Annotated in this window: 16 protein-coding genes and 1 pseudogene; 4 read left to right on the forward strand and 13 right to left on the reverse strand. The window is 61.3% G+C overall.

Annotation, left to right across the window (positions count from 1 at the left end; translation table 11 throughout):
- Positions 1 to 35: 35 nt before the first annotated feature.
- Entirely contained in the window at positions 36 to 1,802 is a 1,767-nt protein-coding gene (locus P9250_RS14325) for a thiamine pyrophosphate-binding protein (protein WP_250526900.1), read from the reverse strand.
- A gap of 310 nt (positions 1,803 to 2,112) precedes the next feature.
- Between P9250_RS14325 and sucC the strand changes: the two genes are divergently transcribed.
- Complete coding sequence (sucC, locus tag P9250_RS14330; protein ID WP_250493636.1) at positions 2,113 to 3,312, forward strand: ADP-forming succinate--CoA ligase subunit beta; 1,200 nt, start codon at positions 2,113 to 2,115, stop codon at positions 3,310 to 3,312.
- Positions 3,313 to 3,326: 14 nt separating this feature from the next.
- Positions 3,327 to 4,199, forward strand: coding sequence for a succinate--CoA ligase subunit alpha (gene sucD, locus P9250_RS14335; RefSeq protein ID WP_250467436.1), 873 nt, complete (start codon positions 3,327 to 3,329; stop codon positions 4,197 to 4,199).
- A 204-nt stretch (positions 4,200 to 4,403) separates the two neighbouring features.
- On the opposite strand, the gene P9250_RS14340 is transcribed toward sucD, so the two are convergent.
- From P9250_RS14340 to oxlT, 5 genes are all read right to left on the reverse strand, one after another.
- Positions 4,404 to 5,135 carry a GntR family transcriptional regulator gene (locus P9250_RS14340; protein WP_244829245.1) on the reverse strand — a complete coding sequence of 244 codons (732 nt, stop codon included), beginning with the start codon at positions 5,133 to 5,135 and terminating at the stop codon, positions 4,404 to 4,406.
- Entirely contained in the window at positions 5,125 to 5,346 is a 222-nt protein-coding gene (locus P9250_RS14345; RefSeq protein WP_244829244.1) for a hypothetical protein, read from the reverse strand. Before P9250_RS14345 ends, P9250_RS14340 begins: the two co-directional genes overlap by 11 nt.
- A gap of 111 nt (positions 5,347 to 5,457) precedes the next feature.
- Entirely contained in the window at positions 5,458 to 6,471 is a 1,014-nt protein-coding gene (locus P9250_RS14350; RefSeq protein ID WP_309959202.1) for a 2-dehydropantoate 2-reductase, read from the reverse strand.
- A gap of 289 nt (positions 6,472 to 6,760) precedes the next feature.
- The gene (locus tag P9250_RS14355; protein ID WP_310393645.1) at positions 6,761 to 7,702 is read right to left on the reverse strand and encodes a LysR substrate-binding domain-containing protein; all 942 of its coding nucleotides are present in this window, start codon (positions 7,700 to 7,702) and stop codon (positions 6,761 to 6,763) included.
- 9 nt (positions 7,703 to 7,711) lie between these two features.
- Positions 7,712 to 9,064: an oxalate/formate MFS antiporter gene (gene oxlT, locus P9250_RS14360; RefSeq protein ID WP_244829241.1), complete on the reverse strand. Its 1,353-nt coding sequence runs from the start codon at positions 9,062 to 9,064 to the stop codon at positions 7,712 to 7,714.
- 438 nt (positions 9,065 to 9,502) lie between these two features.
- Here oxlT and P9250_RS14365 point away from each other — a divergent pair, with 438 nt between their 5' ends.
- Together P9250_RS14365 and P9250_RS14370 are read left to right on the forward strand one after the other, a co-directional pair.
- Entirely contained in the window at positions 9,503 to 10,447 is a 945-nt protein-coding gene (locus tag P9250_RS14365) for a LysR family transcriptional regulator (protein WP_244829679.1), read from the forward strand.
- Positions 10,448 to 10,544: 97 nt separating this feature from the next.
- Positions 10,545 to 10,889, forward strand: coding sequence for a hypothetical protein (locus tag P9250_RS14370; RefSeq protein ID WP_250493641.1), 345 nt, complete (start codon positions 10,545 to 10,547; stop codon positions 10,887 to 10,889).
- Positions 10,890 to 11,081: 192 nt separating this feature from the next.
- Here P9250_RS14370 and P9250_RS14375 read toward each other — a convergent pair whose 3' ends face one another.
- The 7 genes and pseudogenes from P9250_RS14375 to P9250_RS14400 form a co-directional block, all read right to left on the reverse strand.
- Positions 11,082 to 12,533: an aldehyde dehydrogenase family protein gene (locus tag P9250_RS14375; RefSeq protein WP_310393648.1), complete on the reverse strand. Its 1,452-nt coding sequence runs from the start codon at positions 12,531 to 12,533 to the stop codon at positions 11,082 to 11,084.
- Positions 12,534 to 13,672: 1,139 nt separating this feature from the next.
- Complete coding sequence (locus tag P9250_RS14380; protein ID WP_310393649.1) at positions 13,673 to 14,140, reverse strand: hypothetical protein; 468 nt, start codon at positions 14,138 to 14,140, stop codon at positions 13,673 to 13,675.
- Positions 14,137 to 15,129, reverse strand: coding sequence for a type I-F CRISPR-associated endonuclease Cas1f (cas1f, locus tag P9250_RS14385; protein WP_310393654.1), 993 nt, complete (start codon positions 15,127 to 15,129; stop codon positions 14,137 to 14,139). Before cas1f ends, P9250_RS14380 begins: the two co-directional genes overlap by 4 nt.
- A 226-nt stretch (positions 15,130 to 15,355) precedes the next feature.
- The gene (locus P9250_RS14390) at positions 15,356 to 16,252 is read right to left on the reverse strand and encodes an RHS repeat domain-containing protein (RefSeq protein ID WP_310393658.1); all 897 of its coding nucleotides are present in this window, start codon (positions 16,250 to 16,252) and stop codon (positions 15,356 to 15,358) included.
- Between the two features lie 96 nt (positions 16,253 to 16,348).
- On the reverse strand, positions 16,349 to 17,266 hold the full coding sequence (locus P9250_RS14395) for a hypothetical protein (RefSeq protein ID WP_310393660.1): 918 nt from the start codon (positions 17,264 to 17,266) through the stop codon (positions 16,349 to 16,351).
- The gene (locus P9250_RS32620) at positions 17,209 to 17,895 is read right to left on the reverse strand and encodes a hypothetical protein (RefSeq protein ID WP_409014900.1); all 687 of its coding nucleotides are present in this window, start codon (positions 17,893 to 17,895) and stop codon (positions 17,209 to 17,211) included. Before P9250_RS32620 ends, P9250_RS14395 begins: the two co-directional genes overlap by 58 nt.
- A gap of 42 nt (positions 17,896 to 17,937) precedes the next feature.
- A pseudogene (locus P9250_RS14400) lies at positions 17,938 to 20,511 on the reverse strand (filamentous hemagglutinin N-terminal domain-containing protein); the annotation flags it as partial.
- Positions 20,512 to 21,610: the final 1,099 nt, after the last annotated feature.

Raw genomic sequence — 21,610 nt, forward strand, 5'->3', positions numbered from 1 at the left:
TGTCTCCCAATGTCTTCAGTGGCTTGTCAGTGGCTTTATTTGTACATCGTTTGAGCCATCGTGCCGGGGGCGTACACGGTCGGATCGACCCAGATGTTGACGACCGCGCTCTTGCCCGTCTTGGCGATCGATTCCCGCGCACGCTGCAACGCGCCCGCGATCTTCGAGGCCTCGTACACTTCCTCGCCATAGCCGCCGAGCATTTCGGCGAAGCGGCCATACGGCACGTCCGAGAGCAGATTGCCGACGTTGCCGCGCTCCTGACCGTACTTGGCGAGCTGGCCGTAGCGGATCTGGTTCATCGCCGAGTTATTGCCGATGACGGCGAGATACGGCACGCCGAAGCGATTCGCGGTTTCCATGTCGAACGAAGTCATGGAGAAAGCGCCGTCGCCGTAATAGCAGAGTACTTCCTTTTCGGGGTTCGCAAGACCCGCCGCGATGGCGAAGCCCGTGCCGACGCCGAGCGAACCAAGCGCGCCGGGGTCCATCCACTGACCCGGACGGCGCGGACGCACGGCCTGCGCGGAAATGGTCACGACGTCGCCGCCATCGCCGATATAGATCGTGTCGTCCGATAGAAACTGGTTGATCTCGTGCGCGACGCGGTACGGATGAATCGGGCTCGCGTCCGACGTGAAGAGCGGCATCAGCTTGGCCGTCGCGGTTTCTTCCGCCGCTGCGAGTTCGCGCATCCACGCCTGACGGCTCTGGCGCTTGTCGTTCTTGATGCGTCCGCTCGCCGCTTGCAGCACCGCACCGAGGATCGCGCCCGGGTCGCCTACGAGCCCGAGATCGATATCGCGGTTCTTGCCGACCGTGCGGTAATCCATGTCGATCTGCACGAGCTTCAGGTCGCGGCTGATGCGCTTGCCGTAACCCATGCGGAAGTCGAATGGCGTGCCGACGATCACGATCACATCGGCCTTCGCGAAGGCTTGCGAACGCGTGCGGTCGAAGTGATGCGGGTCGCCCGGCGGCAAGAGGCCGCGGCTCGCCCCGTTGAAGTAGCCGGGAACGTCGAGGCCGCGCAACAGCGCGATGGCTTCTTCGTGACCGCGCGCGGTCCACACTTGCTGGCCGTAGAGAATCGCGGGACGCTCGGCGTCGACCAGCAGATCGGCCAGCCTCTCGATATCGAGCGGATCGCCCACCGATTTCGTCGATGCGCGATACCGTCCCGGCTGCGGAATCACGGCCTTGGAGACATCGATTTCGCGGTCGAGCACATCGCGCGGAATCTCCAGGTACGCCGGGCCGGGCGCGCCGTTGAAGGCTTCGCGCGCGGCCATCGAGATCATGTCGGCGACGCGTTCGGTGCTCGGCACGGTGGCGGCGAACTTGGTGATCGGCGCCATCATGTCGACGTGCGGCAGGTCTTGCAGCGAGCCCATCTTGTGCTGCGTCAACGCGCCCTGCCCGCCGATATGGATGATCGGGCTTTCCGAGCGAAACGCCGTGGCGACACCCGTCACCGCGTTGGTACAGCCGGGGCCGGCCGTGGTGACGACGCAACCGAGCTTGCCGGTCTGACGCGCGTAGCCATCGGCGGCGTGGGCGGCGACCTGTTCGTGACGGACATCGATGATGCGAATGCCTTCATCGACGCAGCCATCGTAGATATCGATGATATGACCGCCGCACAGCGTGAAGATGGTATCGACGCCTTCGTTCTTGAGCGCTCGGGCGACCAAATGGCCGCCCGAGACGACACCCGCGCCGCGTGTTTTTTGTTTGAGCGTGTCATCCGCGGTGGTGGTGGCGGGAGCGACTTCCGGACGGCTGCTGACGACTTCGGACATTGTTTGTCTCCTCCTCGAAGGGGGTTGTGTTCAAGGCTTCCGTGACGTCGCGCTGCCGTCCGGTTGCTGTGATATACAATATTCCACACACAGTATTAGTCAAGTGTCGAGCGATGGCGAAAACCCTGTGATGCAATGCGTCATCCCTTCATAGCGCCTCCGCATCTTCTTAAGCGCGTGTTTCGTGCTGCAGAGCATCAACAAAACAGCGTGAAATCTTATCGTGATATGTGATATATCATATTTCAGCGCACTGTCGCAGTCGCTGAAGCCCGGTTGCGCTCAGAGAACCGACGACTAGGGAGACACGATGAATATCCACGAATATCAGGCGAAGGCGCTGCTGCGGAAGTACGGCGTCGCCGTACCGCAAGGCCAGGTTGCCTTCTCCGCGATCGACGCGGCCAACGCGGCGCGCGCCCTCGGCGGCCCGGTCTGGGTCGTGAAATCGCAGATTCATGCGGGCGGACGCGGCGCGGGCCGCTTCGCCAACGATCCCGACGGCAAAGGCGGCGTGCGCGTCGTCAAATCTGTCGACGAGGTGCAAGAAAACGCGCAGCAGATGCTCGCGTCGGTGCTCGTGACCAAGCAAACCGGCGCTGCGGGTAAGGAAGTGAAACGGCTTTATATCGAGGAAGGCTGCGACATCGCACGCGAGCTCTACCTCGGCATGCTGGTGGATCGCGCCACGTCGCGCATCACGATCATGGCGTCGACCGAAGGCGGAATGGAGATCGAGGAAGTGGCGCATCGCACGCCGGAGAAAATTCTCAAGGTGTCGATCGATCCGGCAACGGGTCTCCAGCCGTTTCACACGCGCGAAGTCGCGTTCGGGCTAGGCTTGAGCGGCAAGCAAGTGGCGGCGGCATCAAAGTTCATCGCGGCGCTTTATCAGGCGTTCGTCGATCTGGATGCCTCCATTGTGGAAGTGAATCCGCTCGTCGTCACCGGTTCCGGCGATGTCATCGCGCTCGATGCCAAGCTCAATTTCGACGACAACGCTTTGTATCGGCATCCCGATATCGAAGCATTGCGCGACGAAGACGAGGAAGATGCCGCCGAAATCGAAGCCGCGAAACACGGCCTCAATTACGTGAAGCTCGACGGCAACATCGGCTGCATGGTGAACGGCGCGGGCCTCGCCATGGCGACCATGGACATCATCAAGCTCTACGGCGGCGAGCCCGCCAACTTCCTCGACGTGGGCGGCGGCGCGACCCAGGAACGCGTCGCGACCGCGTTCAAGCTGATTCTGCGCGACCCCAAAGTGCAAGGCATTCTCGTCAACATCTTCGGCGGCATCATGCGCTGCGACGTGATCGCGGAAGGCGTGGTCGCGGCCGCGCGCGAGATCGACCTGCGCGTGCCGCTCGTCGTGCGCCTTGCCGGCACGAATGTCGACGCGGGCCGCGAGATTCTGCGCAACTCCGGCCTCACCATCATCCCCGCTGAAAATCTCGCCGATGCCGCCGACAAGATCGTCGGCGCCGTCGCCGCTGCCCATCACTGACGAGGAAGCCGACAATGAGCGTTCTGATCGATAGCAATACCAGGGTCATCTGCCAGGGCTTCACCGGCGCGCAGGGCACGTTCCATTCCGAGCAGGCGATTGCGTACGGCACGCGCATGGTTGGCGGCGTGACGCCGGGCAAGGGCGGCACGACGCATCTCGACCTGCCCGTATTCGATACCGTCGCCGACGCGGTCGCGAAAACCGGCGCGGATGCATCCGTCATCTACGTACCGCCGCCCTTCGCCGCCGATGCCATCCTCGAAGCCATCGACGCGGAGGTGCCGTTCATCGTCTGTATCACCGAAGGCATTCCGGTGCTCGACATGTTGCGCGTGAAGCGCGCGCTCACCGGCTCGCGCAGCCGGCTCGTCGGGCCGAATTGTCCAGGCGTCATCACGCCTGGGCAATGCAAGATCGGCATCATGCCGGGGCATATCCATCGGCCGGGGAAAATAGGCGTGGTGTCGCGCTCGGGCACGCTTACTTATGAAGCCGTCGCGCAGACCACCGCTGCGGGGCTCGGGCAGACGACCTGCATCGGCATTGGCGGCGATCCGGTGAATGGAACGAATTTCATCGATTGCCTCGCGCTCTTTCTCGAAGACGACGCGACTGAAGGCATCATCATGATCGGCGAGATCGGTGGATCGGCGGAGGAAGAAGCCGCGCAGTTTCTGAAGGACGCGAACACAAAGAAGCCGGTGGTCGGGTTTATCGCCGGCACGAGCGCGCCGCCGGGACGCCGCATGGGGCACGCGGGCGCGATTATTTCGGGCGGTTCGGGCACGGCAAGCGCGAAGATCGACGCAATGAAGTCAGCGGGCATTCATGTCGCCGATTCCCCCGCCGCGCTCGGCGAAACGATGCTTCACGCGATGCGGTAAGCAAGGGCGCCATGGGGAATTGAGTGGCTTGCCCGGCGCGGCAAGATAGTCGGACAGCCGTCGTCAAACTTGTCAGCGTGCAGACGCGCGCGAGCCACCTGAAACCAGGTACCGCAGTCTCGGCTGTGCAGGACAAAAAAAGCCGCGTGACGTTCAATCGTCACGCGGCCTTTCTCAACCTGCCTGCCAGCTTTCAGTTCGGACTCAATCGAGAAAGTCGCAATTTGCCTCGACGAACGCGGCGAGATCCAGCGAATGCTGCTTCACCAGCCGCTCGACCAGTTCCGTGTCGCGCTTCTCGAGCGCCTCGATAATCCGCATGTGATCGACAATCGAGCGCGACGCGCGGTCGCTCTGCGAGATCGTCATCTTGCGAATGGCGCGCACGTGCACGAAGATGTTCTTGATCGTGTCGAAGATGATCTGCGACTTCGACAGCCGCACGATAGCCTGATGAAACGCGATATTCGCTTCCGAATATTCGTCGATGTGCTCTGCCGGCGTGGCGTCGCGGAAGTTGTCGAACATGTGGCGCAACTGCGCGATTTCCTCGTCCGACGCGCGCTGCGTGGCAAGGCGCGCCGCCATGCTTTCCAGCGCCGCCCACATGTGGATCATCTCGACGATCTCGCGCTTGGTCTTGCGCAAGATATACACGCCGCGACGCGGCACGGTTCGCAGAAAACCTTCCTGCTCCAGCAGCGTCATGGCTTCGCGAATGGGCGTGCGGCTTACGCCCAGTGCTTCGGTCAGTTCTTTTTCGTCGAGACGGATCTCTTCCCGCGAACGGTAGATGTCCGCTTCCGCTATTGCCTGCCGCAGCTTCGCGTACGCCTGATCGCGCAGCGAAACCGTGGCATTGATCGGCTCGAGCGACAGCGTAAGGCCGCTTGGGCGAACGTCCGGCCGGTCTACGGATTGAGTATCAGATGGCATTGATGACTTGAGTTCCCATATGCGGGCGGGAAGCATCGACACGCTTGCCCGAACCGCCGTTCTGGTCGTCCGCCGCGAGACCGGCAAACCGACCGTGATCCTGTGCGCGCTGCAGCATGTCCTGCGGCACCGCCGACGCAATCATAAACGTAACGCCCACACCCACGGCAACCAGCGCGAATCCGATGACAACCAACAAGGCGATGCTCATTTCAGGCTCCGGTTAATCTTCAAGAGCCCACAGTATATGTTGCGTTGCAATACATTTCAACATATTTTGCATCTTGTATATCAGAAACAACGTCGGCTTCCTGGATGCAGTTTAGGCGGCTTTCTGCGTTTGCGGGGGCGGTAAAGCCTTGGCCGTGCCTTGGTTTACGCCTTCGCGCAGCTTGATCAATGCGAGAACGGCATCGATCATCGGTGTCTCGACTTTCACGAGGCGCCCGATTTCCTGCACGACGGTGATGAGCGGATCGATCTCCATCGGGCGGCCGGCTTCGCAGTCCATGAGCATCGATGTCTTGTGCGCGCCCACCGCGCCCGCGCCATTGATGCGCCGCTCTACATCGACGCGGAAGTTAACGCCGATCCTGTCGCCGATTGCTTTTGCTTCCAGCATCATCGCTTTGGAAAGCGCGCGCGTGCCGGGGTCGCTCGTCAGCACGTCGAGCGTCGCATGCGTGAGCGCGCTGATCGGGTTGAAACACAGGTTGCCCCAGAGCTTGAGCCAGATTTCATCGCGGATGTTGTCGCGCATCGGCGCTTCCATGTCGGCGGCGGCCATGATGTCGTGCAGCGCCTGCAGGCGCGGGGTGATCTCGCCGCTCGGTTCGCCGATGGGAAACTTCTTGCCGTACACATGCTTGATGACGCCCGGCTCCGCGATCTCCGCCGCCGGCAGCAGCACGCAGCCGATTGCGCGCTCAGGTCCGAACACGCTCCACTGCCGCCCGCCTGGGTCGATGCTTTGCAGCGTCGTTCCAGCGAGTTCGCCGCCATGCTCGTAGAAGTACCAGTAAGGCAGGCCATTGACGGCGGTGATGATCGCCGTATCGGGTCCAAGGAGCGGCGGAATGAGATCGACGACGCCCGGCACCGAATGCGCCTTCAGCGCGATGATCACGAAATCTTGCGGGCCGAGTTCGGCGGGATTGTTCGTGCAGCGGACTTTGACGACGTGTTCCTCGCCATCGATCTGAAGCTTCACACCGTTCGCTTGCATCGCCGCGAGATGCGGCCCGCGCGCCACGAAGCTGACGTCCGCTCCAGCCCGCGCGAGTTGCGCGCCCATATATGCACCAATCGCACCGGCGCCATACACGCAGATTTTCATGATTTCGTCTCCTGAGGTTGTATGCGGCTCACCTTCTGATATACAAGATACTACATTCCATGATGGGGAGCGACAAGGCGAATCGCGCGGTTTCGGGCGAGCGGAAACCCGCACAAGGAGCGCGTTCGTGTCGTGTCGTTTGGGAGAGCCTGCTAGGGAATTAAGCGCGCGCGCCGCGTGAGCGTCAAACAGGAACAGTTCGATAGCGACGACTAAGGTTCTGCGCACCGCCGGGTGACGATGCATAGCACTCGACGTATGACTACGCCTGCGCGGCGTCCGCGCGGATTCACGCAGCCTGAAACGCCATCGAACTCCGCGACGAAGACGCCGCAACATGCGACCACACATGCGCCGCATTCGCCCGCAACGCATGCCCGCGCCGCCGCACGAGCATCACCGTTCGCACGGCCCGCGGCGCAAGCGGCACGAACCGCACGCCGATGGTCTCGCAAGCCATCCGCGCATGCATCGGCAAGACGCCGATGCCAAGTCCCGCCTGCGCCATTCGCGCGACGGCAATCGGCTGCGCGAGACGCTGACGCAAGGCGCCCGTCACCGCGTGACGCGCAAGCGCACCTTCGATGGCATCGAGGCTGCCGGTGTCGTCATCGAGGAGGAGAAGTGGCGAAGCGCGCAGTTGCGTCCAGTCGATATAGTCCGCATCGCCAAGCGGGCTCGACACGTTGACGACAGCAGCGAGGTCGTCGTCGAAAAGCGGTTCCGCAACGAGTTCGTCGAGACTCCCGGGCGCGATCACGAGCCCCATGTCCGCTTCGCCCGAACGCACCAGTTGCAGCACGGCGTTCTGCGGCCGGTCCATCACCTCGACCGCGATTCCCGGATGCCGCTCATGACACGAGCCGAGCAACGCAGGCAACACGCTCGCGGTCAGACTGCAACTGCTGGCAAGATTGACGACGCCCGGTTCGGCTTCGTTCGCGGTGCGCGGCCGCAGCGTCGCTTCGAGTTCCTCGACGAGCGGCGCGATGCGCCCGAGCAGCGTACGCCCGGTATCGGTGAGCGCGACCTGACGCGTCGTGCGGTCGAAAAGCCGCAGCGCGAGTTCATCCTCGAGTTCGCGGATGCTGCGGCTGACCGCCGACTGCGTGATACCGAATTCATCGCCCGCGCGGGTGAAACTGCGATGCCGCGCGAGCGTGACGAACAACCGCAACTGATGCAGCGATACGCAAAGCGGCGGCGCGATTTCACCTCGACGATCGCGCATGCCGCTCGCTCACTGCACCGACGGTTTGCGCGGCGCGTCGCTCCAGCCCGCCTGAAACGACGCGTTGATCGACGAATCCGCGGCCGTTTCGGCGACCGTGTTTTCGATCCAGCGTTTGCGCATCGGCGCGAGCACGAACTTAGCGCACAGGCCCGCTGCAATCGACGTGATCGCCGCCGTGATGAAGACCGCGTTCCACGAACCGATCGACGCGAGCACCGAGGCAAGCGGCACCAGCATCGACGCCGTGCCTTTTGCCGTGTAAAGCGTGCCCGCGTTGGCCGCCGCGTACTTGCTGCCGAAAGTATCCGCGCAAGTGGCGGGAAAAATCGAGAATATCTCGCCCCAGCACAGGAACGTGAGCGCGGCGAACAGCATGAACATGTACGGGTTGTGGCCGAACTGCATCAACCCGAGCAGCGCCACGCCTTCGCCCAGAAAGATGATGAACATGGTGTTCTCGCGGCCGATCTTGTCCGAAATGAAGCCGCACAAAGGCCGTGTGAAACCGTTGCACAGGTTGTCGATGGACAGCGTCATCGCAAGCAGCGGCAAGGTCACGCCGAGGATATTCACGGGCATCTTCGCGAAGCCGTATTCCTTGGCGATGGGGCCGAACTGCGCCGTGGCGATCACGCCGCCCGCCGCGACGAACACGAACATCAGGTACAGCACCCAGAAGAGCGGCGCACGCACCATCTGCCCGGTGGTGTAGTCGATTTTCGTGGACACCACGCGCTTGGCCGGAACCACGTTCAAGGGCGGCTTCGGACGAATCAGCATGAGCGCGAGCAGGAAGATGCACACGCCCTGGAAGATGCCGAAGAACATGAACGCGTGCTCGTAGCCCGCACTCTGAATCATGTTGGAGATGGGGATGACCGTGACCGCCGCGCCCGCGCCGAAACCAGCGGCCGTCAAACCCGCCGCAAGGCCGCGCTTGTCCGGGAACCACTTGAGCGCCGTGCCCACGCACGTGCCGTACACGCAGCCCGCGCCCACGCCCGCCACCACGGCCGCGATGTAGAGATGCATGAGGCTGGTCGCATGCGCATCGATGCACCAGCCGATGGCCGCGCAGATCGAGCCGCCTATGACGACGGGCCGGGGCCCGAACTTATCGACGAGCCAGCCTTCGACGGGCACGAGCCAGGTTTCGGTGACGATGAAGATGGTGAAGGCGGTCTGGATCGCCGCTTGGCCCCAATGGTGCTTGGCATCCATCGGTACGACGAACAGCGTCCATGCATATTGAAGGTTGGCGACGAGTCCCATGCACAGGATACCGATCGTCAACTGAACCCACCTGTTGTGATGACGCCCGTGCGGTTGCCCGGACACAACCGTGTCTGCGCTTGCCATGTCTGTCTCCGTTATTCATTCGCGCTCGTGCGGCGCTTGATTTACAGCGAGATGCCGGCGCGAGTGCATCGATATGCGCGTCGGCGGCGTGGCGGTCGGTCAGGGAAAGTGCTCGGGTAACGCGACGCGGGCGTGGGCGTGGCAACGCGTATCGAACAAGGCGATGGATGAGAACATCCGGCAAGCATCCGCGTCAGGCGATCGAAGAATCATTTCGAGCGATTCCCAATAGAGCTGGATGGTTGATGCGGCCTTTGCAGGCTTCGTTTTTTGGCTGGGTACTAAAGATGCCGAGCCGTGGGGGCCGTGCGCTTCGCCCTTGAAAGTCTTACAGACTGGCAGGACGTGAAAGCATCGTGGGGGATATAAACGATTAAGGAAAGTTAGAAAAAATTATTGTATAAATTCAGTTTCGTGAATGGATGAGGGCCCGCCGTGCTGCGTAATGCTACCCTGCGTCAACTCAAAATCTTCGAAACGGTTGCACGCCGGTTGAGCTTTTCCCGCGCGGCCGAAGAGCTTTATCTCACTCAGCCGGCTGTTTCCACTCAGGTCAAACAGCTCGAAGAACATGCGGGCATGCCGCTTTTCGAGCAACTCGGCAAAAAGATTTATCTGACGACCGCGGGCAACGAGATGCTTCATCACAGCCGCGCGATCCTCGAACAATTCCGCGAAGCCGATGACGCCATGGCGCGGCTCAAAGGGGTTTCGGGCGGTACGCTCAACGTGGCGGTCATTAGCGCGGGCGACTACTTCTTTCCGCGCTTGCTTGCGGCATTCACCAAACGTAATACGGATGTCCGCCTCAATCTTGCGGTTCATAATCGCGAGGAACTGCTGCATCAACTGACTGATAATCTCACCGACCTGGCCGTCATGGTTCGGCCGCCACGCGATATGGACACGGTGAATATCTCTTTCGCGCCGCACCCGTATGTGATCGTTGCGCCGCCGGATCATCCGCTGGTCGGGCTCAAGGACGTGCCGCTAGAAGCGCTTGCGGATGAACCGTTTATCGTTCGCGAGCGCGGTTCCGACACATGGAATTCGATGGAAGAAGGCTTTGCCGGCCGGCTCGCCAATCTGAACGTGGCGATGGAGATAACCAGCACGGAAACCATCAAGCAGGCTGTCATTGCGGGCATGGGCGTGAGCTTTTTGTCTGCTCACACCATCAGCATGGAACTGCAAGTTGGCAAACTCGCGGTGCTGGATATCAAGGGTTTCCCCGTCATGCTCAACTGGTTCGTCGTTCATCGCAACAACAAGCGTTTGCCTCCGGTTGCATTGGCATTCAAGCAATTTCTTGTCGATGAAGGCGCGGCTCAAATCGAAGCGATTACGCATATTGTCGCGAGTACCGGTAAACCCGATGTATAAGTCATCCAAAATATAAACGCGAAGAAAGTTTAATTTTCGTAAATGGATCGAGTTCCCTATCCTGCATGGAAGCCCCACGGCCATACAGGAGACGAAAATGAGTCATGCGACCTTAAGCGACGACCGCGAAGTTCAGGCGCAAGTGTGCGCTTTCAATACTGCATTCGAAGAGCTCGACCTTATGTTCCGTTGGGATGCCGATACCTACCGCGCGCTCGCTTCGACCGAAAGCGATTACGGAAAGATCGCCCAATATATCGCGACGCATTCGCCGCATCTTTTGAAGGCTTACAGCGCGGAGTTTCTTTGCGGCGCGATTGTCGAGCGGAAGAATTCGACAATCGAAGCGTGCCGCCAAAACACCGTGCAGTATGAAGACAGCACGCAGCGCGCGCGGCTTTGGCGTGCGCGGGATGACGAAGGAAAAGAGGTGCGAGCTTGATTCTCGGCTTCGGTATTCGTATGAGACGTTGAACGCGCTTTCATGATTTTCGAAAGGCGGACCGGCATTAGTGCGGGCCGCCTTTCGGCATTGGGTTGTGCAGGTGAGGCAATCCGAACGCCGACGAACGCGCTCCCTACAGAAACAAGCAGCAGTCTTCATTCAAAGCTGCCGCTGTTTAAAAAGCCCCTATCAAGGCGTCAATGAAACCCAAACCGCCTTGGGCTCCGTAAAGTTTTCGATGGCGACATCGCCGTGTTCACGGCCGAAGCCGGAATCGCCGGAGCCGCCCCAGGGCAAGCGCACATCCGTATAGCCGTAAGTGTTGATCCACACCGTGCCCGCCTTGAGCCCCGCCGCCATGCGATGCACGCGTCCGATATCCGCGCTCCACACGCCCGCCGCGAGGCTATACAGCGTGCCGTTCGCGATGCGTAGCGCGTCGGCTTCGTCATCGAAGGGAATCACGCTTGCGACCGGTCCGAAGATTTCTTCCTGCGAGATGCGCATCTCGTGTTCGACGTTCGCGAATACGGTCGGCTCGACGAAGTAACCGCGCTCGCCGACGCGCCGTCCGCCCGTCACGAGCGACGCGCCCTCCTCCTTGCCGATGTCCACGTAATTCAGCACGCTCTGCATCTGCTTGGCGGAGATCACGGGGCCCATGTTGGTTTCCCGCTTCGACGGATCGCCGAGCTTGATGGTGCGCGCGCGCTCGGCGAGGCGCTCGATCACTTCGTCGTAGACCGTGCGTTGCGCCAGGATGCGCGAGCCCGCCGAACACACCTGCCCCGCGTTGAAGAAGATGCCCGAGGCGGCCGCGCGCACGGCGCCGTCGATGTTGGCATCCCCGAAAATAACGTTGGCGGATTTGCCGCCCAGCTCTAGCGTGACGCGTTTGAAGTTGCCTGCCGCGCCTTGCAGGATGCCGCGTCCCACCGATGGCGATCCCGTGAACGTCACTTTGTCGATGCCTGGATGCGCGACGAGCGCATCGCCGACGACCGAACCCTTGCCCGTCACGATATTGAGCACGCCGGGCGGCACGCCGGCTTCGAGCGCGAGCCGGCCGATCATCAGCGCGGAGAGCGGCGTGATTTCGGCGGGCTTGACGATCAGCGTGCAGCCGCAGGCAAGCGCGGGCGCGATCTTCCACATGCCGATCATCAGCGGAAAATTCCACGGCACGATGGCCGCGACGACGCCGACCGGCACGCGCACGGTGTAGGTGAGCGCGTCGGGTCGCGCGGGGACGACCTGGCCGTTGATTTTGTCGCACCAGCCGGCGTAGTAGGTCAGCGTGTCGATGGCGGCGGGCACGTCTTGCCGATGCACGGCCGCGATCGGTTTGCCGCCGTCGAGACTTTCGAGCGCGGCGAGTTCGTCCTGATTTTGGCGCAGGAGGTCGGCGAGCTTCATCAGAATGCGCCCGCGATCCGCCGCGCGAATGGCGTTCCATGGCTTGAGCGCTGCGCGGGCGGCGATCACGGCGCGATCGACATCGGCGGCGGTGCCTTGCGCGACGTAGGCGATCGGCTCTTCAGTGGCGGGATCGAGATTCGTCGAGTATTCCGCGCCGCCGGGCCGGACGAACTCGCCGCCGATCAGCAGTTCGTAGCGCTTCAAATCCGTGGTGCTTGCCATGATCGTCTCCGCTTTTATCGAATCGTGTCATGGTGGGGCACTTACGGCGTTGTCGATAGAAAAACATTCTTATCGTTTGTATAGGGTGGGGTGTATGGGTGGGTGGTTTCGGGTTTCTTTGGCGGCTTGGGCGAGCGGGCGGAGGGGTTTGGGTGATGGCTTTTCAGTCGGGGTTTTGGCGGTTGGTTACGCGGCGGCAGACAACTTCTGCACTAGGCTGCAGCTCCCGGTCGACTTCTAAGCCTAAGCGTCGGCGACTTAAGTTTTCTCGGTCGCGCTGCGCACTCGCTGCCTCTTAGCAACGCTCTCATTGCAAGATTGATTTTACAAATTTCAATGCTCCATCGAACTATTTCGCGATACCGTCATAGGACATTTAACCTTGGACGGAGATAAAACGTGAGCACACAAGACGGCAAAACTAAGTATCTGTGCGCGCTAACGACCTGAGAGCACGGCATGACTATTTATTGTGCTGCGGTAGAAGGCGATCCACTTAGCAGTCACAAAGACAGTTATGTCATTCGAGGGGCCGCCCCTTTCAGGATCGCGGATCAAAGCGGCCGACTCCGAACTGCGGCACGTATCGGCGACTTTGCTTTCTGTGCCGCATGCGGCACGGAGGGAACGATTGTCGAAGGCGCACGGCTTAGGCGGCATCGACGCACGAACATTCTCGGCAGACTTCAGGCTGAAGACGGCGATCATGTAGCGTGTAAATGTGCGACCATGCCTACTATCTTTTCGGTCTACGGCCGTCGGCACAGGATTGTTGACGATAGCGAAGCGCGCCCCGCGTCGGCCGAGGTCGCTGTGTCAAGCGGCTTCGCGAAGTCGTCCGTCGCCTTAAACTATGACGAAACATTCACGTTGCGCGACCATGCGACAGGCGAACCCCTCGCGAATGTACGCTATCGCGTGCGTACCAGTTCCAAAGCCTTCTTTGAGGGAACCACGGACACAGTTGGGCGAACTCAACGCATCAAGACAAGCAAACCCGGCTCAATCCAGCTCGACGTACAGCTATGACGAAATTTGCCGTACGACACGCCGATAGGACTACCACGGGCGACATGGTACTCGCCATTATCTCGACAACTTTCGATGAAGGGAAACGAGTAGCCCTTCATTTAGAGAGGCTACGTGTGGGATACCCATTCGTGACGATAATGGTTAGTCTCGTGCACGCCGGGCTTACGCAACTTGTCTTGAAATGCTTGTATGGCCTTGCCGAGATCATGCAGCAGCGCGGCCAACGCGCTCAGCGCCGAGATCAGGGGAAGCCGGTGCCACGTTGTTTCATCGTCGGCGCGGAGGATGTCGCTTGTGGTCGTGTTGGTCGGCACGGCGCCTTCCGTATTGAACTGCCGCGCGTCGCCGACTATCCACATCAGTTCACTGTGATCGCGCCCGCGTATCCAGTGACATGCGATGGCCGTGTTTTTTCTGGCGCTTTGCCGCAGCAGTTTGCGTACCGTATCGAGACCCGCCTGGGTGATGGGCGTCTGCCAGGTGCGGTCGCCGCGGCGTTCGGCGAATTGATCGAGAATGCGCCGGGTTTCGGTAAGCGCGCGCTTCGAGCATTGCGAGACGAACAGGACGTTCATGAGCGTGCATCCGATGTCTGCGTGCCATGTGGAGTTTCGAGCGCAATGGCCTTGAGCGTGTCGATGATGAAGTCCAGCGACTCGTCGCGCGTCAGCGCCTCGATGCAGTTGCGGCGAAACGCTTGCTCGTCGTCGCCGCGCATGGCAGACAGGAACGCTTGCGGGAGGATGACGGCGTCTTTCACGAGATCGGCTGCATCGAACACCAGACCGCCGCGCCGTGTCTTGCCATGGAGGATGGCCAGACCGTGAGGCAGGCCCAACACCCAGGTGGCTGTCGCGCCGAGACCATAGGCCAGATAGCTACCGTGATCGAGGAACCGGTTAGCGGGATCGGTGCCGCTGCCGCGCTTACCACGTGTGAAATCGCCGTAGCCGACTGCATCGACCGCGAGCTTGAACAGGGCCTTGGTGAGACGTGCTTCGATGAGCAGTAACGCGGCGGAATCGGCGGCATCGGCAATCTGTTTGCCGAACTGCTGCACCAGCGCTTCAAAACGCTCGATGTCGACTGCGAATCCGGCCTCGCGTAACGCGCGCGCGGTCCACGCGTGCCGAAGTCGCGCGAGACGGCTCGTTTGCAAGTGTCGGGCGGCGTGAGAGCGGGCGCCGTCGTCGAACCAGAAGCGCACCCAAGCTTGCAGATATTCCGTCGGCCGATATTCGCTTTGCGGCGACATCCAGGCGATTTCGATATCGATTTCGCTGGCGCTGAAGAGCGGTGTGCCACCACCGCCGCAGAAGCCCACGAGCACGCCTGCTTTGGCGAGTTCGCGCATCGCGGCTTGCGTGATGGACGTGCCGGTGCCGAGCAGGATGCTGGTCGTGTTCGCGATAGGGATGTTCCAGTAGAGGTTTCTTTTGCCGGCATCGGTGACGTACTCGACGCGGCCGCCATTTACCAGGACGCGGCAGTGTTCGAGGTAGTAGAGGTTGGCGCGTTTGGAATGGAGGATGGTTTTTAGATCGGTGGCTTTTATGTGATCCATTTCTTTGATTTTTTTTATTCGCTTCTTTGCTTCTGGGGAGGCTTGAGGTCGAATGCTTTTTGTGGACGTGGTGTGTTTATTTTAAGGTTTGCGTCATCTCGGAAACCTGGCGATCAACGCTGGCGGATTGCATTGCGCTGGAAGGGGGTGTGTTTTGGGAATGGGAGTTGTCGAGCGACGGGAGCTGTTGTTTCTCGGCTGCCTATGCGGCAGCAAATAGCAGGGCTCAATGTTCGTGACCGGCCGTAGGTTTTCTCAGCTGAGCGCCGCCCGATTTCGTGATCAGATTGCCGCGCTCGTCGTAGTCGTAGCTCGTCGAGTCCAATTCCCTCAGTACGTTGCCGATGCACTTGGGCAGCGACCTCCACCACGCCCCGAAGTTGCTCGTGTCCTCCGAGCCGCGCCAGCGCATTGGCGCGCTTCGGCCGGCGCGTGTCAATGCCGCGTCTTCTTCATCCTCCCGGGCATGGCGCGCGGCACGCGCTTCGGCCGTCTCGATCGCCGGGCGCGGTGGAACCTTGTCGGCATCGACCGGATTGCCCGCCGGATCGAACGCAAAGATTTCGGTCAGGTCGGGCGTCGCCGACTTGAGCAGCCGGCCTACCGGATCGTAGGTGTAATCGGTCACCCCGCGCGCATGGTCCTCGATGCGCGTCAGGTTGCCCGCCGTGCTGTACCCATAGGTGCGCTCGGCCAGCACATCGAGCAAATTCACCGAACTCACATGACGCACCGACATCTGTGCGAGCCGTCCCACCGGATCGTACTGGCGCGCCTGCGTGAAGCTGCGGTGCGTGCGCTTGATTTCCCGATGCAGCTTGTCGCGCTCGAAGTCCATCAGCGGCTTGCCGTCGAGCATGACGCCGTGGACGTGGCCCGAGCCATAACGCAGCCAGTCGATGGAGCGTGTGTTCGGCAGGATGGTCTTCGTGCGATTGCCGAGCACATCGTATTGGTGGCGCGTGACGGTCGAATACTGGCCCCGGTAATACGGGCGAACGTGCTGCTCTTCGGCGATCAGGTTGTTCGCATCGTCGTAGTGCAGGCGGGTCGTGCTGCCAGCGGCCGTGGCGGTCGTGAGCCGCCCCATCGGGTCGCGCTCGCAGACCGATACAGAGGGCATCGTCGCGCTACGCGAGCTCGACGAAGGCGAGGAAGTCGAGAGCATAGAACAGACGACGCAGCCTTGAGGTGACACGCCGCCTGTGATTGAAGACGATCAATCAATCGAGCCATGATCGCCCAAGGCAATTATTCGACTGCCGCACGCTGTGAGATGGCCATCCAGCGCAACGTGTTCGCCGTTGGTGTCGGTTAGCATGCCCGCGCCCGCCACGCCGTCCGTATTGCTATTGGTGATCGACGCCGCGTTCAGGGTGCTCGCGCCGCTGCCGGTATTCGCGATGCGTCCGTTCGTGTTGTCGATCGATGCGCCCGCGACGCTCAAGGCCGCGCTATCGCCATCGGCTTCGATCTGGCCGCCGGTGTTATCGATCGCGCCCAGAGCGCCTAGCGACACGCCCGTGTTGCCCTGAATCAACCCCGCGCGATTCGTGAAGCCGCTCATCGATTGCGCCGCAAGCGCGCCGCCCGCAACCAGCGTGCCGCCTGAATTATCGACGCTCGCACCCGAGACCGATACGTCGCCATTGCCGCCAATGAAGCCGTTGTTCGTGTTCGTCAGCGCAGCGCTGGCCGTGACCGTGGTCGCGCCCGCGCCGCCATTGGCGATCGAACCGTTGTCGTTGGTGATCGATTGCGCCGTCACGCCCAAACTATTGTTCGCTTGCAGCGTGCCGTTCGTGTTGTCGAGCGCGCCCGTGTCGTTGATCGATACGTTTTGCGCGCCCACATAACCGCCCGCGCGGTTGTCGAGCGACGCGACATCGAGCGTCGCCGACGTTTGCGCGGCAAGCGTGCCGCCCAGGTTCGACAGCACACCGCTCGTCACGGCAAGCGCGCCATTAGTCGCAATCGTGCCGCCGGTGTTCGAAAGCGAACTCGTGCTCACGGACAGCGTGCCATTGCCCGAACTGGCGATCGTGCCATTGTCGTTGACGAGCGCGGCCGGCGCGAGCGTCAGATCCGCGGCATTGGTTTGAATCGAGCCCGAGGTGTTGTCCAGCGTGCCCGACACGATGAACGCAGTCGCGCCGATCCCGGTCTGCGTGATGCTGCCGCCCCGGTTCTATCGACGCTCGCACCCGAGACCGATACGTCGCCATTGCCGCCAATGAAGCCGTTGTTCGTGTTCGTCAGCGCAGCGCTGGCCGTGACCGTGGTCGCGCTCGCGCCGCCATTGGCGATCGAACCGTTGTCGTTGGAGATCGATTGCGCCGTCACGGCTAAACTATTGTTCGCTTGCAGCGTGCCGTTCGTGTTGTCGAGCGCGCCCGTGTCGTTGATCGATACGTTTTGCGCGCCCACATAACCGCCCGCGCGGTTGTCGAGCGACGCGACATCGAGCGTCGCCGACGTTTGCGCGGCAAGCGTGCCGCCCAGGTTCGACAGCACACCGCTCGTCACGGCAAGCGCGCCATTAGTCGCAATCGTGCCGCCGGTGTTCGAAAGCGAACTCGTGCTCACGGACAGCGTGCCATTGCCCGAACTGGCGATCGTGCCATTGTCGTTGACGAGCGCGGCCGGCGCGAGCGTCAGATCCGCGGCATTGGTTTGAATCGAGCCCGAGGTGTTGTCCAGCGTGCCCGACACGATGAACGCAGTCGCGCCGATCCCGGTCTGCGTGATGCTGCCGCCCCGGTTCACGAGATCGAATGCCGACAGCGCGAGCTGATTGCCCGCGATGGCGCCTGAATTCGTGAGCGTCGTGCCAGCCGATACCGTGATCTTGCCGTTCGCCGCGAGCGTGCCGCTGTTGAACACCGTCTGCACGGCGCTGGCGATCAGGCTCTGCACTGCGGTGATCGAGCCCGCATTCACGAGCTGCCCCGCCTGCGCGATGACACTCCCGTTGCCGCCAATCGCGCCATTCCGTGCGTTGTTCAACAAGCCCGCGACGTCCAGCGCCACGCCGCCCGTGCCGAGGGACGCGATACTTCCACTCGTATTGTCCAGACTGCCCGCGCGCAACGAAAGCGCACCGCCCGCCTGCATCGCGCCGCCTTGATTCGATATCGCGCCACTGACGTTCTCGACGAGCGCGCCGTTGGTCGCAATCGTGCCGCCGTTATTTGACAGACTGCTTGTCGTGATCGACAGCGCGCCTGCGCCCGCGCTCGTGATCTTGCCGTTGTCGTTCAGGATCGCGGCGGGCGCGAGCGTCAGGCCGGGCGCGTTGGTCTCAATCGTCCCGTTGGTGTTATCCAGCGTGTTCGAGACCGCAAGCGTGGTCGCGCCCGCGCCGGTCTGTGTAATGCTGCCGTTGCGATTGGCGAGGTTCGCCGCGGTGAGCGCGACCTGCTCGCCGGTGATCGTGCCACCGCTGTTATCGAGCGTCGCGGCGCTCGCCCTTACCGTTTGACCGGCTGAGAGACTGCCGGCGTTTGTCAGCGTCGTGCCGGCCGATGCGCTCGCGTCGCCGTTCGCCGCGAGTGTGCCAAAGTTGACGAGCGCTTGCGTGGCGCTCGCCGTAAGGTCTTGCACCGCGGTGATCGATCCGGCGTTCGCAAGTTGACCCGCTTGCGCGATCACGTTGCCGTTGCCGCCGATCACGCCGTTCTGCGCGTTATTCAGCAGCCCCGCGACATGGATGCTCAAGCCATCCGCGTTGAGCGACGTGAGATGGCCCGCGCTGTTATCGAGGCTATCGGCGCGCATGGAAAACGCGCCTGCGGCTTGCATCGTGCCGCCTTGATTCTGCACCGCGCCGGCGATGTTCTCCGTCAGCGCATCGCCGGTAATCATTTGGCCGTTGCGATTGGAAAGCGCGCCTGCGGTGATCGTCTGTGCGCGGCCCGATTTCAATGCGCCATTGTCGTTGGTCAGCGTGCCGGCGGCCTTCGCCGATAGGCTGCCGCCGGCGGTCGTCGTCGCGCCCGTCAGGTTGATGTCGCCCGCCGTTGCCTCGAGCCCTAGATCGCCGTTGGCCGTGCTCGAACTGCCCGCCAGATTCACCGCTGCGCCCTGAATCGTTGCATTGCCGCCCGCGGCATTGCGCCCGTTGGCGGCGATTGCACCGGTCGAACTCACCGTCAGATCGCCCGACTGAGCGATCGAACCATCGACGTTCACGCCCGCGCCAAGCGTGCCGGTCGACGAAACGCCGCCCGCGTTGAGCGTGGCGTTCTGTTGCGCGGCGAGCGTGCCGCTGTTGATCAATGCGCCCGATGTGCTCGCATTGACGTTGCCTTGCGCGTAGGTCGTGCCATTGTTGTCGATGCCTTGCGCCGCGCTCGCATTGATGTTGCCGCTCGCGTTCGTCGTGCCCGCTAGAACCAATTTGCCGTTGGATTGCAGCGTCAAGTCACCGGCTTGCGCCGCGAGCACGCCTTTAGTCGACACGCCCACGCCGTATTCGTTGCTGACTAAAAATATGCGGTTGGCATACATGCCGCCCAATGCACTCACGTCAATCGCAACCGACGGCGCCGGACCGTTGCCAGCGATAGGCGTCGCGGCGAGCGTGTTGTAGTCGATCTGATTTGAACCTGCAATCGCGTTCAGATTGTTGGCGTACACCGCCGCATTGATTTGAATTGCTCGGGATAGCAAATCAACCTGATCGACGTTGGTGGCATTCAACCCCGCGCCTTGCACGGTGATCGTCCCGCCCGTGACATTGAAGCCCGCGAGACTGCCGTTCGGGCCATAATTCGGCGTGCCGGTGGTGAGAATGGCGCGCGAGGTATTGATGAAGCCAGCGCCATCGATGACCAGGCCATTCGGATTGGCGACGACCACCTCTGCTTTAGGCCCCGCAACTTCCAAATACCCATGCAGTTGCGAAGGCGCATTGCTCATCACCTGATTGACGATGATCTTTGCTGAATTGCCGGGCGTCAGATTGCCGTTACCACTGATATAACCGGCCTGTTGCGTCTGAATACTGACGGGCGAATTATTGAGAATCGCGCCTTTCGCAGGCACGTCAAACTGTGAAAAATTATTGGTGGAAACACCGCTCCCGCTCGGTCGCGCGATATTCACCTGATTCAAACCATTCTGAGTTTGAATGACCTGCGCGCCAGAACCGGGCGCTGCGACGATCTGTGCAAACGTCAGCCCGGAAGCCGAACCGAGCAGCAGCATGGCCGCCCAGGCCATCGCGCTAAAAGCTGACTGAAACACCGAGGCCGCTCGTGCGCGCCGCGCAACGCCTTCTCCCTGCGCGGCTCCGCTGCCGTGCGCCGATGCAAACTCAGCCACCGCAACCAGCATGTGTCGTACGCGATTGAAAACTAACCTGTAGTAATGCTTATTCATTTGCTTATTGTTTTAGATCTTTCGACGATGCAGCTCACGCCCAAGGCGGAAGGCCGCTATTTACGCGCAAACTAACCGTTGGTAACAATCGGAATTCTCTGACTTTGAGCGAGCGCCTTGACATTCAACAAAAGTTCTGCCCTGCGAAGCGCTGGTCGATCGATAACAAGGAGTCGTTTTTGTCCGACGCGTCGAGGCAGAGTAAGCACGGCCCGCAAGACGGCTTCTTGGCGTTTCAAGTCAACCCGTGCAATCGTCGTGGTGGTCACGGATCACCGTCGCGAACGACGTGAAGCGCTCCTCGCCACGCGTTACATGCAGGTCATTCGGAGGTGATCTGCAAAATGGCGTCGATGATCTTCGCCGCGCTGTCTTTCTTATGGTCGATTGCTTGACGCCGTGCTCGCGTATAGAGCGCGACGCTCGTGGATTATCTTGCGTCGTCAGAACGGCAAACTCGATGGCAGGAAAAACACGGCAAATGTTCTCGAACAGCGCCGCGTTTGGGCGCCGTCGGACATGCTTAAATTTATGGCGAGCACATCGCACGCGTGCTGCTTCAGCACATGGACGAGCTCAACGAAGGACGTAGCCTGGCCAACCAAGCCAATTTCGTATGCTGTCTTAGCGGCTGCGCCACGCAGAAGAAGATGATCGGATGTGCGTCCGCGATGATGGTTCGAATGCAGGGCACGTCGAAAAACCGCAATGGGAAAGATAAGTAGCAAGCGCCCCGCCCCGAACGAACGGCGGCTAGACGCTGACAGCCGACGGCGTCTTTGTGAAGACTCGAGTGACGACAGCGGATCGCAAGCGGTCTCGTCCGGATTGCCATTTTTGGCATTCCAAAGACCGATTGCCACGCACGTCGAACTAGCCCGTTCGCGACTGAGGTAAAACGCGACACGTGGCCACCGCCTGATTTTCCACAGAGCGCTGACCCACTACCCGCGAAGACAACCCTCGTCGTCGAGGCGACGTGGGCAGCGACCGCCGTCCCCTTGCCGTTCGATAAAGCGCAAAGCTCGCCGGTACGTGTACTCATCGCCGGCTACTTTCATTTCGGGATATTGATTGCTTACCTACAAGGCGTCGGATG

It is taken from the genome of Caballeronia sp. LP006 (genome assembly GCF_031450995.1).
In the GTDB taxonomy this organism is placed as follows: domain Bacteria; phylum Pseudomonadota; class Gammaproteobacteria; order Burkholderiales; family Burkholderiaceae; genus Caballeronia.

What these genes read in the sequence shown, in the direction of transcription:
- P9250_RS14325 (WP_250526900.1), bottom strand. Translation starts at nt 1,802, where the DNA reads ATGTCCGAAGTCGTCAGCAGCCGTCCGGAAGTCGCTCCCGCCACCACC.
- sucC (WP_250493636.1), top strand. Translation starts at nt 2,113, where the DNA reads ATGAATATCCACGAATATCAGGCGAAGGCGCTGCTGCGGAAGTACGGC.
- sucD (WP_250467436.1), top strand. Translation starts at nt 3,327, where the DNA reads ATGAGCGTTCTGATCGATAGCAATACCAGGGTCATCTGCCAGGGCTTC.
- P9250_RS14340 (WP_244829245.1), bottom strand. Translation starts at nt 5,135, where the DNA reads ATGCCATCTGATACTCAATCCGTAGACCGGCCGGACGTTCGCCCAAGC.
- P9250_RS14345 (WP_244829244.1), bottom strand. Translation starts at nt 5,346, where the DNA reads ATGAGCATCGCCTTGTTGGTTGTCATCGGATTCGCGCTGGTTGCCGTG.
- P9250_RS14350 (WP_309959202.1), bottom strand. Translation starts at nt 6,471, where the DNA reads ATGAAAATCTGCGTGTATGGCGCCGGTGCGATTGGTGCATATATGGGC.
- P9250_RS14355 (WP_310393645.1), bottom strand. Translation starts at nt 7,702, where the DNA reads ATGCGCGATCGTCGAGGTGAAATCGCGCCGCCGCTTTGCGTATCGCTG.
- oxlT (WP_244829241.1), bottom strand. Translation starts at nt 9,064, where the DNA reads ATGGCAAGCGCAGACACGGTTGTGTCCGGGCAACCGCACGGGCGTCAT.
- P9250_RS14370 (WP_250493641.1), top strand. Translation starts at nt 10,545, where the DNA reads ATGAGTCATGCGACCTTAAGCGACGACCGCGAAGTTCAGGCGCAAGTG.
- P9250_RS14375 (WP_310393648.1), bottom strand. Translation starts at nt 12,533, where the DNA reads ATGGCAAGCACCACGGATTTGAAGCGCTACGAACTGCTGATCGGCGGC.
- P9250_RS14380 (WP_310393649.1), bottom strand. Translation starts at nt 14,140, where the DNA reads ATGAACGTCCTGTTCGTCTCGCAATGCTCGAAGCGCGCGCTTACCGAA.
- cas1f (WP_310393654.1), bottom strand. Translation starts at nt 15,129, where the DNA reads ATGGATCACATAAAAGCCACCGATCTAAAAACCATCCTCCATTCCAAA.
- P9250_RS14390 (WP_310393658.1), bottom strand. Translation starts at nt 16,252, where the DNA reads ATGCCCTCTGTATCGGTCTGCGAGCGCGACCCGATGGGGCGGCTCACG.